15 protein-coding genes are annotated in these 15,719 nt (G+C 69.8%); 14 read left to right on the top strand and 1 reads right to left on the bottom strand.

The annotated features are described in order from the left end of the window. Positions 1–20 precede the first annotated feature (20 nt). The 11 genes from ACQQ2N_RS16960 (at position 21) to ACQQ2N_RS17010 (ending at position 9,735) form a co-directional block, all read left to right on the top strand. Positions 21–833 carry a serine/threonine protein phosphatase gene (locus ACQQ2N_RS16960; RefSeq protein WP_440222749.1) on the top strand — a complete coding sequence of 271 codons (813 nt, stop codon included), beginning with the start codon at positions 21–23 and terminating at the stop codon, positions 831–833. Further along, positions 830–1,780, top strand: coding sequence for an ACP S-malonyltransferase (fabD, locus tag ACQQ2N_RS16965; protein WP_440222750.1), 951 nt, complete (start codon positions 830–832; stop codon positions 1,778–1,780). Before ACQQ2N_RS16960 ends, fabD begins: the two co-directional genes overlap by 4 nt. 32 nt (positions 1,781–1,812) lie before the next feature. Further along, positions 1,813–2,556: a 3-oxoacyl-ACP reductase FabG gene (fabG, locus tag ACQQ2N_RS16970; RefSeq protein ID WP_440222751.1), complete on the top strand. Its 744-nt coding sequence runs from the start codon at positions 1,813–1,815 to the stop codon at positions 2,554–2,556. Positions 2,557–2,692: 136 nt separating this feature from the next. After that, positions 2,693–2,932, top strand: a complete 240-nt coding sequence (acpP, locus tag ACQQ2N_RS16975) for an acyl carrier protein (RefSeq protein ID WP_440222752.1) — start codon at positions 2,693–2,695, stop codon at positions 2,930–2,932. Between the two features lie 179 nt (positions 2,933–3,111). Further along, positions 3,112–4,350 (top strand): beta-ketoacyl-ACP synthase II, encoded by a 1,239-nt coding sequence (gene fabF, locus ACQQ2N_RS16980; RefSeq protein ID WP_440222753.1) that lies wholly within the window; start codon positions 3,112–3,114, stop codon positions 4,348–4,350. Between the two features lie 17 nt (positions 4,351–4,367). Then, positions 4,368–5,738: an aminodeoxychorismate synthase component I gene (locus ACQQ2N_RS16985; RefSeq protein WP_440222754.1), complete on the top strand. Its 1,371-nt coding sequence runs from the start codon at positions 4,368–4,370 to the stop codon at positions 5,736–5,738. A 55-nt stretch (positions 5,739–5,793) separates the two neighbouring features. Next, a complete protein-coding gene (gene mltG / locus ACQQ2N_RS16990; protein ID WP_440222755.1) occupies positions 5,794–6,852 on the top strand; it encodes an endolytic transglycosylase MltG in 1,059 nt (352 codons plus the stop codon). Next, entirely contained in the window at positions 6,849–7,484 is a 636-nt protein-coding gene (tmk, locus tag ACQQ2N_RS16995; protein ID WP_440222756.1) for a dTMP kinase, read from the top strand. Before mltG ends, tmk begins: the two co-directional genes overlap by 4 nt. Continuing rightward, positions 7,481–8,446 carry a DNA polymerase III subunit delta' gene (gene holB, locus ACQQ2N_RS17000; protein ID WP_440222757.1) on the top strand — a complete coding sequence of 322 codons (966 nt, stop codon included), beginning with the start codon at positions 7,481–7,483 and terminating at the stop codon, positions 8,444–8,446. The genes tmk and holB overlap by 4 nt, the downstream gene beginning before the upstream one ends. Positions 8,447–8,473: 27 nt before the next feature. Further along, positions 8,474–8,815: a PilZ domain-containing protein gene (locus ACQQ2N_RS17005; RefSeq protein WP_440225792.1), complete on the top strand. Its 342-nt coding sequence runs from the start codon at positions 8,474–8,476 to the stop codon at positions 8,813–8,815. Beyond that, entirely contained in the window at positions 8,815–9,735 is a 921-nt protein-coding gene (locus ACQQ2N_RS17010) for a ketopantoate reductase family protein (protein ID WP_440222758.1), read from the top strand. The genes ACQQ2N_RS17005 and ACQQ2N_RS17010 overlap by 1 nt, the downstream gene beginning before the upstream one ends. A 27-nt stretch (positions 9,736–9,762) precedes the next feature. On the opposite strand, the gene ACQQ2N_RS17015 is transcribed toward ACQQ2N_RS17010, so the two are convergent. Continuing rightward, on the bottom strand, positions 9,763–11,814 hold the full coding sequence (locus ACQQ2N_RS17015) for a 3-hydroxyacyl-CoA dehydrogenase NAD-binding domain-containing protein (protein WP_440222759.1): 2,052 nt from the start codon (positions 11,812–11,814) through the stop codon (positions 9,763–9,765). A 117-nt stretch (positions 11,815–11,931) separates the two neighbouring features. Between ACQQ2N_RS17015 and ACQQ2N_RS17020 the strand changes: the two genes are divergently transcribed. The 3 genes from ACQQ2N_RS17020 to rpoE all read left to right on the top strand — a co-directional run bounded on the left by ACQQ2N_RS17020 (position 11,932) and on the right by rpoE (position 15,717). Further along, on the top strand, positions 11,932–12,420 hold the full coding sequence (locus ACQQ2N_RS17020; protein ID WP_440222760.1) for a hypothetical protein: 489 nt from the start codon (positions 11,932–11,934) through the stop codon (positions 12,418–12,420). Then, positions 12,420–15,017, top strand: coding sequence for a two-component system response regulator (locus ACQQ2N_RS17025; protein WP_440222761.1), 2,598 nt, complete (start codon positions 12,420–12,422; stop codon positions 15,015–15,017). The genes ACQQ2N_RS17020 and ACQQ2N_RS17025 overlap by 1 nt, the downstream gene beginning before the upstream one ends. A gap of 112 nt (positions 15,018–15,129) precedes the next feature. Continuing rightward, positions 15,130–15,717: an RNA polymerase sigma factor RpoE gene (gene rpoE, locus ACQQ2N_RS17030; protein WP_440225793.1), complete on the top strand. Its 588-nt coding sequence runs from the start codon at positions 15,130–15,132 to the stop codon at positions 15,715–15,717. Positions 15,718–15,719 lie beyond the last annotated feature (2 nt).

A 15,719-nucleotide genomic window follows, 5' to 3' on the forward strand; every position in this document is an offset into this window, starting at 1 on the left:
CTTTCGAGGGAGATGCAGCGATGGCCCAGCGACTGACCCTGCGCGATACGCCGGTCTGGATGAAGCGCTACGTCGGCGGCGAGCGACGCCTGTCGCTTGCGCTGCTCGACGCGTGCATGCGCCGCCTCGGTGTCACGCCGCTGCGCCCGCCGCCGCACCACGCGGGTGATCGCGCCAAGCAGCTCGAGATGCGTCGCCTCGGCGAGCTGCGCGATGCCGACGTGAGCGTGCCCGACGTCATCGGCGAAGGTCCCGGCTTGCTCATGCTCAGCGACATAGGATCATCGTTCTCGGCGCGCCTTTCGCAATGCCGTGGCGACACGGTCGCGATCGATGCGCTGACGTCGGCTGCCGTCGATGCGATCGCCGATGTACACGCGCGCGGCCAATACCTCGGCCAGCCGACCGCGCGCAACCTCGTCGTGCTCGACCACGGCGGCATCGGCTTCCTCGACTTCGAGGAGGATCCGGCCGAAGTCATGTCGCTCGACAATGCCCAGGCACGCGACTGGCTGCTCTTCACCCATGGTGTCGCACGCCATTACGCCCAACGTCCCGAGGCCTTGTCCGGCATCCTCAAGCATGGCCTCTCGCGTTCACGTGCGGACGTCGCCACGATCGTGACCGACAGCAGCGATCGCCTGCACGTCGTCGCCCGCGTGCTCGCGCCGTTCGGCCGCAGCGCCGCGCGCGTGCGCGCCGCGCTCGCCGCGCTGCGCCTGGTCTCCTTCGCCGCCGTGGCCTTCCTTGCCGCACTCGCTGTCGACTACCTGCACGATGGCGACATCGACCTGCTGTCGTGGGCGAGCCACATCATCGGAACCCTCTCGTGACCAACAACGTTTCCTCCGCGCTCGCCCTCGTATTCCCGGGGCAGGGCTCGCAGTCGGTCGGCATGCTCGCCGACCTGTCCGACCGCCATGCCCTCGTGCGCGCGACCTTCGAAGAGGCCTCGGCCGGGGCCGGCACCGACCTCTGGGCGCTGTCGCAGGGCGGCCCCGAGGAGCTGCTCAACCGCACCGAGTACACGCAGCCCGCGCTGCTCGCCGCGGGCATCGCCGTGTGGCGCGCGTGGCGCGAGGAAGGCGGAGCGTTGCCTGCGCGCGTTGCCGGCCACAGCCTCGGCGAGTACACCGCCCTGGTCGCGGCGGGCGTGCTGTCGCTGCACGATGCCGCACACCTCGTGCGCATCCGCGGCCAGGCCATGCAGGCTGCCGCGCCGGAAGGCGTCGGCGCGATGGCGGCCGTGCTCGGCGCCGACGACGCCGTCGTCGAAGCCGTCTGTACGGCCGTCTCGGGCGAGCACGTCGTGGTGCCGGCGAACTACAACTCGCCGGGCCAGATCGTGATCGGCGGACATGCCCAGGCCGTCGATGCGGCGATCGCCGCGCTGGCGGAACAGGGCGTGCGCAAGGCCGTCAAGCTCGCCGTGAGTGTGCCGTCTCACACGCCGCTCATGCGCGAAGCCGCCAATCGTCTCGCCGAGGCGATGACCGCTTACGCGTGGCAGCCGCCGTCGATCCCGGTCGTGCAGAACGTCGATGCCGCCGAGCATGCGGGCACCGACGCGATCCGCGACGCGCTCGTGCGCCAGCTCTACCTGCCGGTGCGCTGGACGCAGTGCGTGCAGGCACTCGCCGCGGGCGGTGCGACCCGCATCGCCGAGTGTGGCCCGGGCAAGGTGCTCGCCGGCCTCGTCAAGCGCATCGACAAGGGCCTCGATGCGCGCGCGATCGGACTGCCGTCCGACCTCGCCGCCGCACGCGAAGCCTGGGCCTGATCCCCATCCATCGTTTCCCGGAGCACGTTTCCATGAGCGCATCCCTCAACGGCGAGATCGTCCTCGTCACCGGCGCGAGCCGCGGCATCGGCGCGGCCATCGCCGACACGCTCGCCGCACGCGGCGCCACGGTCGTCGGTACGGCGACCTCCGAGGCCGGCGCGAACGCGATCGGCGAACGTCTCGCCGCGCACGGCGGCCACGGCCGCGTGCTCGACGTCGCCGACGGCGCGTCGATCGAAGCCCTTGTAGACGCGATCGGCAAGGAATTCGGCGCGGTGTCGATCCTCGTCAACAACGCCGGCATCACGCGCGACCAGCTGCTCATGCGCATGAAGGACGAGGATTGGCAGGCCATCCTCGACACCAACCTGACCTCGGTCTATCGCGCATCGAAAGCGGTCATGCGCGGCATGATGAAGGCGCGCAAGGGACGCATCATCAGCATCGCCTCGGTGATCGGCGTGATGGGCAACGCGGGACAGTCCAACTACGCCGCGGCGAAGGCCGGCATCATCGCGTTCTCGAAGTCGCTCGCGCGCGAGATCGGTTCGCGCGGCGTGACGGTCAACGTCGTCGCGCCGGGTTTCATCGACACGGACATGACACGTGCGCTGCCGGAAGAACAACGCAACGCGCTGCTCGCACAGATCGCGCTGCAGCGTTTCGGTGGCCCGCAGGACATCGCGGAAGCCGTCGCGTTCCTCGCCTCGCCGGCGGCGGCGTACGTCACCGGCGAGACGCTGCACGTCAACGGCGGCATGTACATGGCGTGACACACATGGGCGCTGCCGGTCGGTAGCGACTGTGAACGGGTTCCACTACAATGCGCCGGCCTCGCGGGGCCTGCGCCCCAGCGGCGGTCCGCCAAAGGCGACCGCACAACCAATCCCATCGGGAGATTCCACACACATGAGCACTATCGAAGAACGCGTCAAGAAGATCGTCGTCGAACAACTGGGCGTGAAGGAAGACGAGGTCACGCCGAACGCGTCGTTCGTCGATGATCTGGGCGCCGACTCGCTCGACACCGTCGAACTCGTGATGGCGCTCGAGGAAGAGTTCGAGTGCGAGATCCCGGACGAGGAAGCCGAGAAGATCACGACGGTCCAGCAGGCGGTCGATTACGTGAAGTCGCACGTCAAGTCCTGATGGACCTGGCGGGCGCGGCGACCGCGACTCCACCCGTCGTCGCACAGCGACGACGGGCCGGACGCGCCGCACATTGAGTCAGAAAGCTGCGCCCGAGGGCGCAGCTTTCGTTTTGAGGATCGGGAACGGTACGCCGGCGTATGCACGGCGAGGCGCTCCCCACACGTGGAAGTCCCAGCATGAGCAAGCGTCGCGTCGTCGTCACCGGTCTCGGCATCGTCAGCCCCGTGGGCAACGACCTCGAGACCGCCTGGGATGCCATCCGCAACGGCCGCAGCGGTATCGGCCCGATCACCAACTTCGACGTCAGCGCGTTCCCCACGCGCATCGCCGGCGAGGTCCGCGACTTCGACGCCGCGGCCTGGATCCCGCCGAAGGACGTCAAGAAGATGGACAACTTCATCCATTACGGCGTCGCCGCCGCGCTCATGGCGCTGCGCGATGCCGGCCTCGAGATCACCGAGGCGAATGCCGAGCGCACCGGTGCGCTGATCGGCTCGGGCATCGGCGGCATCGCCGGCATCGAGAAGACCACGGTCGCGTGGCACGAAGGCGGCCCGCGCAAGATCTCGCCGTTCTACGTGCCGTCGACGATCATCAACATGGTCTCGGGCCACATCTCGATCATGACCGGCATCAAGGGCCCGAACTTCTCGGCCGTGTCGGCGTGTGCGACCTCCAACCACAGCATCGGCATGGCGATGCGCCTGATCCAGTACGGCGACGCCGACGCGATGATCGCGGGCGGCGCCGAGTACGCGACCGTGCCGACCGCGGTCGGCGGCTTCTGCTCGATGAAGGCGATGTCCACGCGCAACGACGACCCGCAGCGCGCGAGCCGTCCGTGGGACAAGGACCGCGACGGCTTCGTGCTCGGTGACGGCGCCGGCATCCTCGTGCTCGAGGAGTACGAGAGTGCGAAGAAGCGCGGCGCGCGCATCTACTGCGAACTCGCCGGCAGCGGCAGCAGCAGCGACGCGTTCCACATGACCGCGCCGAGCGAGAACGGCGAAGGCCCGGCGCGCTGCATGGCCGCGGCCATGAAGGACGCCGGCATCAACGCCGACCAGGTCGAGTACCTCAACGCGCACGGCACCTCGACGCCGCTCGGCGACGTCGCCGAGACGCTCGCGCTCAAGCGCGCGCTCGGTGACCACGCCTACAAGACGATGGTCAGCTCCACGAAATCGATGACCGGTCATCTGCTCGGCGCGGCCGGCGGCGTCGAGGCGATCTTCACGATCCTCGCGCTGTACCACGGCATCATCCCGCCGACGATCAACCTCGACGAGCCGGGCGAAGGCTGTGACCTCGACTACGTGCCCAACGTGGCGCGCGAGAAGGCGATCTCGGTCGCGGTGTCGAACGGCTTCGGCTTCGGCGGCACCAACGGCACGCTGGTCTTCCGCCGCATCTGATCGCGGCGGCGAACGACATGACCCAGCGCGGCACGCCGCCGCTCGTGCGCGTGCTGTCCGGGCGGCGCGACCTGCTGGCGCTCGCCGCGGCGTGGCCGTCGCGCTATCCGGGCCTGCTCGAGAGCGTCGCCCACGGCACCGCGCAGGCGCGCCACGACATCCTGTTCGCCTGTCCGCAGGCCTCGTTCGCGCTCGAGGCCGATGGCACCGTGCGTGATGCATCGGGTGCCGTGGTCGGCACGCGCTTCCTCGACGTGCTCGATGCTGCGTGGACTGCCGGGCGCGTCGTCGACGCATCGCCCGAGCCGCTGCCGTTCACGGGCGGCTGGCTGCTGTACCTCGGCTACGCGCTCGCCGCCGAGGTCGAGCCGCGCCTGCGGCTGCCGACCGAACGTGGTCGCGTGCCGCGCGCACTCGCGCTGCGCTGTCCGGTCGCGGTCGTCGTCGACCATGCGGCGGATCGCACGCTGCTCGTCGCCGAATCCGGTTTCACGCACCTGCTCGACGAGGTCGAGGCCGACCTCGCGGCCACGCCTGCGTTCACGGCGGCCCAGCCCCTCGTCGAACGCGTCGACGAGGATGCGCCGGAACGTTTCCTCGACGGCGTCGCGCGTACGCAGGCGTACCTGCGCGCCGGTGACGTGTTCCAGGTGAACCTGTCGCGCGAATGGCGCCTCGGCCTGCGCGCGCCGACGCCGCCGACGGCCGTCTACGCGGCCTTGCGGCGCGCGAACCCTTCACCGTTCGCTGCGCTCGTGCAGCAGCCGGGCTGGGCCATCGCGAGCTCGTCGCCCGAGCGCCTCGTCGAGGTACGCGGGCGCGACGTGCAGACGCGCCCGATCGCCGGCACGCGTGCACGCCTGCCCGGTGACGACGAGGCCGCGCGCGTGCGCGAGCTCGTCGGCCATCCGAAGGAACGCGCCGAGCACGTCATGCTGATCGACCTCGAACGCAACGACCTCGGCCGCGTCTGCGTGCCGGGTAGCGTGATCGTCGACGAGCTCATGGGCGTGGAGAGCTACGCGCACGTCCACCACATCGTCTCCAACGTGCGCGGCCGCCTGCGCGATGGCGTCACGCCCGCCCAGGTGATCGCGGCGGTGTTCCCGGGCGGCACGATCACGGGCTGCCCGAAGGTGCGCTGCATGGAGATCATCGCCGAGCTCGAAGGCGTGCCGCGAGGTGCCTACACCGGCTCGATCGGCTATCTCGGCCGCAACGGTGACCTCGATCTCAACATCCTGATCCGCACCCTCATGCTCGAGGACGACGAGGTCCGCCTGCGCGCCGGTGCCGGCATCGTCGTCGATTCGGTCGCCGAGGCCGAGCTCGCCGAAACGCGCGCCAAGGCGCGTGGTCTGCTGCGTGCGTTCGACCTCGACGCGTGACGCGATCCGATCCGGTCGATCCTGCTACGCTTCGGCGTCTTTCCGGCGTGACCGCATGACCTTCAAGCCTCTTCCCCGATCCCGCGGCGGCATCCTGCGCGTGCTGCTCGTCCTCGTCGCGCTCGCCGCCGTGGCCGTCGCCGTGCTCGCCGGCATCGCATGGCAGGATTTCAAGCGTTTCGCCGACGCACCGCTCGTCGTCGAGGCGCCGCGCACGATCGATTTCGAGCGCGGCACGCGTTTCAAGGCGATCGTGCGCCAGCTGCGCCGCGAAGGCGTCACGCGCGGTTCGCCGTTCTTCTGGCGCGTACTCGCGCACGAGATGGACGTGGCCTCGCGCCTGCAGGCCGGCGAGTACGCGCTCGCGCCCGGCATGACACCGCGCGACCTGCTCACCGCGATGGCGGCGGGCCGTGTCGTGCAGCACCGCTTCACGATCGTCGACGGCTGGACGTTCCGCCAGCTGCGCCTCGCGCTCGCCGCCGACAGCGGCCTCGCCCAGACCTTGCCGGGCCTCGACGACGCCACGATCGTCGCGCGCCTGTCGATCGAGGGTGGCCATCCCGAGGGCTGGTTCCTGCCCGAGACCTACTCGTGGGTGAAGGGCGACAGCGACTTCGACGTGCTGCGTCGCGCGCACACCGCGATGCGCCGCGAGCTCGATCGCCTGTGGCCCGCGCGTGATGCCGCTGCCGTGGTCAAGACGCCGTACGAAGCGCTCATCATGGCCTCGATCATCGAGAAGGAATCGGGCATCGCCGACGAGCGTCCGCAGATCTCGGGCGTGTTCGCGCGCCGCCTGCGCATCGGCATGCGCCTGCAGACCGACCCGACCGTCGTCTACGGGCTCGGCGAGGCCTACGACGGCAACATTCGCCGCCGCGACCTCGACACCGACACGCCGTACAACACCTACACGCGCGCCGGCCTGCCGCCGACGCCGATCGCGATGCCGGGTCTGCGTGCGCTCGAGGCGGCGCTGCATCCGGCCGACGGGAATGCGCTGTACTTCGTCGCAGTCGGTGACGGCAGCGGTCGCCACGTCTTCAGCGCGACGCTCGACGAGCACAATCGCGCCGTCGCGCGCTACCTGCGCCAGCTGCGCGCGCCATGAGCGGACGCCTGGTCACGATCGAAGGCGGCGAGGGTGCGGGCAAGAGCACCGTGCTCGACAGCGTGCGCGCGCGCCTCGAGTCCCACGGCATCACGCTCGAGGTGACGCGTGAGCCGGGCGGCACCGCGTTCGGCGAGGCCGTGCGCCAGCTCGTGCTCGATCCGTCGCTCGGTCCGGTCTGCGCCGAGAGCGAGCTGCTGCTGATGTTCGCGGCGCGCGCGCAACTCGTGCGCGAGCGCATCCGTCCCGCGCTCGCGGCCGGGCGATGGGTGCTCTCGGATCGTTTCACCGACGCGAGCCACGCCTACCAGGGCGGTGGCCGCGGCCAGCCCGGCGAGCGCATCGCCGAGCTCGAGCGCTGGGCCGCCGACGGTCTGCGTCCCGATCTCACCCTGCTGCTCGACCTTCCCGTGGAGCAAGGCCTCGCGCGCGCTGCGCAGCGTGGCGCGCAGGACCGCATCGAGGGTGAGCAGGCGACGTTCTTCGAGCGCGTGCGCGCGGCGTACCGTGCGCGCGCGGCCGCCGATCCCGCGCGCTTCCGCGTCATCGACGCAAGCCGCGACGTCACCAGCGTGCGCGACGATGCGCTCGCCGCGATCGACGCGTTCGTCGCTGCGGAGGGCAGGGCATGACGCTCGCGCCCTGGCTGCAGCCGGCATGGGCGTCGCTGGCCGCGCGGCTCGAGGCCGGGCGCCTGCCGCATGCGCTGCTCGTGGCGGGGCCCGCGGGACTCGGCAAGCGTGTGCTCGTCGAGGCGCTCGTCCGTGCAGCGCTGTGCGACCGTCGCGAAGACGACGGCCACGCCTGCGGCCACTGCCGCGCCTGCCTGCTGCTCGCCGCGGGGTCGCATCCCGACCGCGCGCACGTCACCTTCGAACTGCGCGACGACGGCAAGCCACGCACCGAGATCGTCATCGAACAGATCCGCGTGCTGTCGCAGCGGCTTGCGCTCGCGAGCCAGTTCGGCGGCCTGCAGGTCGCCATTATCGATCCGGCCGACGCGATGAACGCGAGCGCCGCCAACGGCTTGCTCAAGACACTCGAGGAGCCGTCCGCGTCGACCGTGATCGTGCTCGTCGCGGATCGCCTGTCGCGCCTGCCGGCGACGATCCGCAGCCGCTGCCAGCGCATCGAGGTCGGCGTGCCGCCGCGTGCCGAGGCGCGTGCGTGGCTGGCCGCGCAAGGCGTCGCCGCCGCGCGCGCCGACGAGGCCCTCGACGCGATGCTCGGCAACCCCGGACGCGCGCTCGAGGCCTGCGGCGACGACACGCTCGCGTTGCGGGCCGCCTGTGCGAAGGACCTCGCCAGCCTGCGCGGATCACGCGCGAGCGCGCTCGCGGTCGCCGAGGCCTGGACCGCCGACCGTCCGGCCGAGCGCCTCTGGCATGCCGCGGTGCTCGCGCGTGACGAAGGCCTGCGCCTCGCGCGTGGCGAGCGCGGTGTGCTCGGCTTGACCGCATCCGACGAAATCCCGAAGCTAGCCACGTGGTTTGCGGCGGCCAACAAGGCCCGCGAGCTTCTCAACACACCCGTGCGCAGCGAGCTGGTCGTCCTCGACCTGCTGCATGCGTGGCAGGCGCCAAGGAGGAACTGACCCATGTCCACACCTGCCGGCGGCGGCATGCCGCGCCAGGGCATCCTGTCGCTCGCCATCAAGGACAAGGGTGCGCTCTACAACGCCTACATGCCGTTCGTGAAGGGCGGTGGCCTGTTCGTGCCGACGACCAAGCGCTACAACCCGGGCGACGAGGTGTTCATCCTGTTGTCGCTGATGGACGAGAAGGACCGCCTGCCGGTCGCCGGCAAGGTCGTCTGGATCACGCCGCCGGGCGCGCAGGGCAACCGCACGGCCGGCATCGGCGTGCAGTTCAACGAATCCAGCGACGGCGAGGCCGCGCGCACGAAGATCGAGACCATCCTCGCCGGCATCCTCGGCCAGGAACGCCCGACCCACACGATGTGATGCGCACGCTGGTCCTCGGTGCCGGTGCGACCGGCGGGTATTTCGGCAGTCGTTTCCTCGACGCAGGCCTCGACGTGACGTTCCTCGTGCGCGAGGCACGCGCGGCGACGCTCGCACGCGATGGCCTGCGCGTGCATCGCACCGGCGGCACGTTCGCGGCGCCCGTGAACACGCTCGTGCGCGTGCCGGACGATGCCGCATTCGACCTCGTGCTGCTGTCGTGCAAGGCCTACGACCTCGAGGCCTCGATCGACGCCATCGCGCCCGCAGTCGGGCCGTCGACGCGCGTGCTGCCTCTGCTCAACGGCCTGCACCATCTCGAGGCACTCGATGCGCGCTTCGGCGCGGAGCGCGTGCTCGGCGGCCTCTGCCACATCTCGGTGACGCTCGACGCCGAAGGTGCGATCCGCCAGACCGGTGCGATCGACCGCCTCACGTTCGGGAGTCGCGATCCAGCCGCGCATCCGTTGCCCGCGACGATCCGCGGGGCGCTGCTCGGCGTTCCGGTCGAAGTCGCCGAGAGTCCCGACGTGCTCGCCTCGATGTGGCGCAAGTTCGCGTTCCTCGCGACGCTGGCCGGCATCACGACGCTGCTGCGCGGATCGATCGGTGCGATCGAGGCCGTGCCGGGTGGCGCGGCGCTGACGCTGCGGCTCTACGAGGAGTGTTGCGAGACCGCGAGCCGCCACGGCCATGCCCAGGATGCCGGCGCGCTCGAAGAGGGAAGCGCCATCCTCACCGCGCCTTCCTCGCCGCTCAAGGCCTCGATGCTGCGCGACCTCGAGCGCGGCTCGCGCACCGAGGTCGAGCACGTGCTCGGCGACATGCTCGCGCGGGCACAAGCCGGCGACGTCGATGTTCCGCTGCTCGCGGCGGCGGTCGCGAACCTTCGCGTCTACGAGAACGCGCGCCGCGGTTGAGCCGGCGCGCGTTGCCCGTCGCTTCCGTCAGCCCTGCGGGCGCAGCAGGGCGCTGTCCCAGCCCGGACGCGGCGTGAAGCGGTCGCCGTAGCGCTTTTCCAGCAACTCGAGGCGTGCCTTGAGCAGGTCGACGCCGGTGTCGCGGATGTGCTGGATCGGGCCGCCGCGGAACGGTGCGAAGCCGGTGCCGAAGATCACGCCGGCATCGCAGAGTTCGGCGTCGTCGACGACGCCGTCGTGCAGGCAGGCGACCGACTCGTTGAGCATCGGCAGGATCATGCGGTCCTCGATGTCGGACGGCGCGGTGTACTGCGGATCGACCTCGGGCTTGACCGGTTTGCCGTTCTCCCAGCGGTAGAAGCCTTCGCCGTCCTTCTTGCCGCGCTTGCCCGAGGCGAGCAGCGCTTCCATGCCCGGCGGGATCTCGAGGCCGAGGAACGGGCCTAGCTCGCGCCCGACCGAAGCAGCGACGTCGAGGCCGACGGTGTCGGCAAGCTCGATCGGGCCCATCGGCATGCCGAACTTCTTGGCGGCCTTGTCGAGCACGGGGCCCGGCACGCCTTCGCCATAGAGGCGCACGGCCTCGAGCATGTACGGCATGAGGATGCGGTTGACGAGGAAGCCCGGCGTGCCCTTGACCGGCACGGGCAGCTTGTCGAGCGCCTTGCAGAACGCGAGCGCGCGCTTCTCGACCGCGGGATCGAGGCCGTCGTGGCGCACGATCTCGACGAGCGGCATCAGCGCGACCGGATTGAAGTAGTGCAGGCCGAGGAAACGGCCCGAACTCGCCACGGCACCGCGCAGCTCGTCGAGCGGGATGCTCGAGGTGTTCGAGGCAAGCAGCGCGTCGGGTTTCATCGACGGTTCGGCCTGGCGGTACAGCGCCTCCTTGGCCTCGGCGTTCTCGAAGATCGCCTCTATGAGCAGGTCGGCCTCGGCGACGCCGTGGCCCTCGACGTCGGCCTTGAGGCGCGCGAGCGCGGGGTCGACGCGCTGCGGTGTCTTGAGCTTCTTCGTGAACAGTTCGCGTGCGCGATCGAGCGCGGGCTGCACGTACTTGAGCTCGCGGTCCTGCAAGGTGACGTCGAAGCCGCGCAGTGCCGACCACGCCGCGATGTCGCCACCCATGACGCCGGCGCCGACGACATGAACCTTGCGGATGCCGTGGTCGATGCCGCTGCCGAGGCCCTTGAGGCGCTCCTGCAGGAAGAACACGCGGATCAGGTTGCGCGCGGTCGGCGTGGTCGCGAGCTTGGCGACGGCGCGCGCCTCGTTGCGCAGGCGCTGGCTCAGCGAGCCGCCACGGCGCCAGGTCTCGATCAGCGAGAACGGGGCCGGGTAGTGCTCCGGCCGCGCCTTCGCGGCGGTCTGCTTGCGCACCATCGGAGCGAGCACCTGGCGTACCGGCCACAGGTTGGTCGCCCACGCGGTCGCGCGCTGGGCGAACGGGCGCACGGGCGGGTGGCGGATGATCTCCTTGGCGCGTTCGACCAGCCCTTCGGGCGTCGTCACGGCGTCGACGAGGCCCATCGCGCGCGCGTTCTCGGCCGAGGCGGTGCGTCCGCTCAGCATGAATTCGAGCGCCTTGGGGGCGCCGACCAGGTAAGGCAGGCGGGCGCTGCCGCCCCAGCCCGGGAAGATGCCTAGCTTGACCTCCGGAAGGCCGATGCGCGTGGAAGGCGCGTTGCTCGCGACGCGGTAGCGGCAGGCGAGGGCGAGTTCGGTACCACCGCCCATGCAGTGGCCATGGATCGCCGCGACGGTCGGGCATCGCAGCTTCGCGACCGACTGCAGCACCTTCTGGCCATGCGTGATCGCGTCGAGCACGGTGCCCTTGCGGCCGAAGCCCTCGAATTCGCGGATGTCGGCGCCGGCGATGAAGCCCGCGTCCTTGCCCGAGCGGATCACGAGGCCACGCGGCGTCTCGAACGACAGCCGCTCGATGATCTCCGCGAGTTCGTCGAGGACGGCGCGCGCGAAGGTGTTGACCGAGCTGCCTTCGCGATCGAGCGTCAGCACGACGATGCCGTCGGCGTCGCGCTCGCTGCGCCAGTGCCGGAAGCGGAGTCCCTCGAACATGGCTGGCTCCTGAAGGTTGGGATCACGCTATGATCCGGGCAAGCCGCGGCGATGGTCAATGCGGCTGCGTACGGATATCGTTGGGCGGTTCCCGCGCCGCGGGACCGGAGGGGCGACGTGTCGCGCGAACCGAAAGACCTGCTGGTCACGCCGAAACTCTTCGAGCAGATGCTGCGCGCGGAGGGCAACCTCATCGGCCTGGAATCGCGCAACATCGCCGACACGCTCGCGCAGTTCCAGCAGATCGCGGTCCGCACCGGCCAGTCGATCTATCTCTGGACGCCCGACACCGGCATCGCCTCGCTGCGCGAGGCCGATGTGCACGTGCCGGGATCCAAGCGCCTCGCGGACGCACTTCGGTTCGTCCTGCAGAGCGTGCAGTTCGGCGTCTACCTGTTCACGGGTTTCGAGGACCAGCTGAGGCCCCCGGCGACCTCGCTGTTGCGGCGCATCGCGCGCATCCGCACCGGCAACGAACGCAAGCTGCTGTTCGTCGCGACCACGCTCGACATCCCCGACGAGATCGACGGCCTCGTCGAACGCTTCGGTGGGGCGACCGGCGACACGCCGCATCCGCGCCTTCGCGACGGTCGCTGGGTGTTCTGATGGCGAGCGATCCCGGCAAGGGGGCCGTGCTCATCGTCGCGACCGATCGCGACGATCGCCGCACGTTGTTCGATGCCCTCGATGCGCAGGAGTTCGACGCGATCTATACGGCCAAGGACATCGGCCAGGCGCGTGCCTTCCTCGAGCAGGACCCGCAGATCGACCTGGTCGTGCTCGAATTCATCGGCGCGGCGCCCGACGCGGTGGCGTTCTGCGCCGAGCTGCACGAGCTGGCACCTTCCGAACGCATGCCCGTGATCGGCATCCTCGCGCCTTCTCCCGGCGAACCGGCCTGGCGCGGCGACCAGCTTCCGTCCGGGGTGGTCGAGTGGATCACGAGTCCGGTCAATCCGGCCGAGGCGCTCGCGCGCATCCATGCGTTGCTCGACAAGCGTCCCGGCAGTCCGCGACAGGCGGCCACGACAGGCACCGAGGATCGCTACCAGTTCGCCTTCGACGGCAGCGTCGACGAACTCGCGCTCGTCGACCCCAAGAGCGGCCGCCTCATCGACGTCAACGCCGCCTTCGTGCAACGCAGCGGGTACGCACGCGTGCAACTGCTCGGGGCACGCCTGGACAGTTACGACGCGGCGCTGCCCGCCGAGCAGCGCAGTGTGCTCAACCAGAGGCTCGCCCGCGAGGGCAGCGTGACCTATCGCGCTCAGAAGCCGCGCTCGGACGGTGGCACCTACGCCGTCGACGTGCAGGTACAACTGGCCGTCCAGGACGGCCGGCTCGTGCACTTCTACACGTTCCGCGAGCTCGGCGAGCTCGCGCGTCACCAGCAGATGCTCGCGGTGCTGTCGGGCATGGTCGGAACGGGCAGCGGGGACGAGGGACTCAATGCGATCGTGCGCAGCCTCGTGGACTGGCTCGCACTCGATTTCGTCGCGCTCGTCTCGTCACGTCCCGATCTCGCGGGCGAGATCCAGCCGCTCGTCGTCTACCACCGCTTCAGCCCCAGCGACGACAGTCCCGACCCGCTGCGCCAGTCGACGCTGCGCCATGTGCTCGACGGCGATGAGGTCGTGCAACTGAACGATGCGTGGCGCCTGAGCCCCGAGGACGGCTTCACGCGCGAACGTCGCTTCGAATGCGTGCTTGGCCTGCCGTTGCAGGACGAGCGCCGCGTCGGGCTCGGTGGCCTGCTGCTCGCGCGCCGCGAACCGATGCCGACGCCCGGGCCGGTGCTCGACGGCCTGCGCATCGTCGCGCATCGCCTCGCACTCGATCTCGAGCTGCGCCGTGCGCGCGAGCAGGGCAGGGTGCGCGGCCTGCAGGATTCACTCACCGGCCTGCCGAACCGCCTGCTGTTCAATGACCGCCTCGAGTCGACGATCCAGGAAGCGCACCGCACCGGCGAGATGTTCGCCGTGCTGTTCGTCGACCTCGACCGCTTCAAGAACGTCAACGATTCGCTCGGCCACAACGTCGGCGACCACGTGCTCGTCGCGGTCGCGCGGCGCCTGCGCGCGAGCGTGCGTGCATCCGACTCAGTCGCGCGCTACGCCGGCGACGAGTTCACGATGATCCTGCGCCACATCGTCCAGCGCGAGGACGTGCTGCGCATCGCCGACAAGATCGTGCGCGTCATGGAAGGGCCGCTGACGCTGCCGGGCGGGCTCGAGCTGCAGATCACCGCGAGCATCGGCCTGAGCTTCTACCCCGACGATGCGACGACCGCCGAGCGCCTGCTCAAGCACGCCGACGTCGCGATGTACACGGCCAAGGGCATGGGCCGCAACAACTACCAGGCCTACGTCGCCGTCCCCGAGGAATCGCATCAGCAGCGCCTCGCGCTCGAGGCCAAGCTGCGCCAGGCCGAGCGCAACGGCGAGTTGCGCGTGTACTACCAGCCGCAGGTCGACGCGGTCAGCGAGGACATCGTCGGCATGGAGGCGCTGATCCGCTGGGAGCATCCCGAGCTCGGCATGATCAGCCCGGGATTCTTCATCCCGCTCGCCGAGGAAACAGGGCTCATCATCGGCATCGGCGAATGGGTCCTGCGCGCGGCCTGCGCCGACGCGCGCCGCTGGCAGGTCCAGTTCCAGCTGCCGCTGCGCATCAGCGTCAACCTCTCGCCGCTGCAGCTGCGCCAGCCGAACCTTGTCCAGCTGGTCGCCGACGTGCTCGAGGAAACCGGTCTGCCCGCGCATCTGCTCGACCTCGAGGTCACCGAGAGCATCAGCGTCAAATCCATCCCGAACCTGCTCGAGACGCTGCAGGCCCTGCGCGAGCTCGGCTGCCAGATCTCGATCGACGATTTCGGCACCGGTCAGTCCTCGCTCGACTACATCAAGCGCTTCCCGGCCGATCGCATCAAGATCGACCAGGCCTTCGTGCGCAACATCGGCGTCGACCCCGACGACGAGGCCATCGTGCAGGCGACCATCGGAATGGCGCACAATCTCAACCGGGCCGTCGTCGCCGAGGGTGTGGAAATCGAGGCGCACCTCGATTTCCTGCGCGCACTCGGCTGCGAGGTGCTGCAGGGCTACCTGTTCTGCCGCCCGTTGCCGGGTGCGAGCCTCGAGAACCTCCTGGCCGAACGCGAGCGCCTGTTCCAGGGCGTGGTCGCTCCGGGGCAGGGCGCCTGAGCGGCGCACGTTCCGGCGGACGGACCTTTAACATCCACGAAACTTTTTCCGGCCGGCGCGGTCCCACAGGACATGCGCCCAGAACGTGCCGGCACCAAGGAGACAGGCCCTGATGGGCGAAAGCGAGTTGGACCAGGCACTGGTCGAGCGTGTCCAGAAGGGAGACAAGCGGGCGTTCGACCTGCTGGTGCGCAAGTACCAGCACAAGATCGTCAGTGTCATCACGCGCTATGTCTCGGACTGGAGCGAGGCGCAGGACGTCGCGCAGGAGTCGTTCATCCGCGCGTACCGCGCGATCGCGGCATTCCGTGGCGACAGCGCGTTCTACACGTGGATCTACAAGATCGCGATCAACACCGCGAAGAACCATCTCGTGTCGAAGGGCCGCCGGCCGCCGATCGGCGACATCGCGATCGAGGATGCCGTGCTCTACGACGGCTCAGCCCAGTTGCGCGACCGGGCCACGCCCGAGCGCGAGCTGTTGCGCCAGGAAATTGAACAAACGGTCTTCTCCACGGTCGAAGACCTGCCCGAGGAGCTCAGGACCGCGATCACGCTGCGCGAGGTCGACGGCTTGAGCTACGAGGAAATCGCCGAGGCGATGAACTGCCCCATCGGCACGGTGCGTTCGCGGATCTTCCGCGCGCGTGAAGCCATCGACGAGAAGCTGCGACCGTTGTTGTCGGAATCCGAGGACTAGAC

Origin of the sequence: Dokdonella aquatica, from assembly GCF_051987395.1 — a bacterium.
GTDB lineage: Bacteria > Pseudomonadota > Gammaproteobacteria > Xanthomonadales > Rhodanobacteraceae > Dokdonella.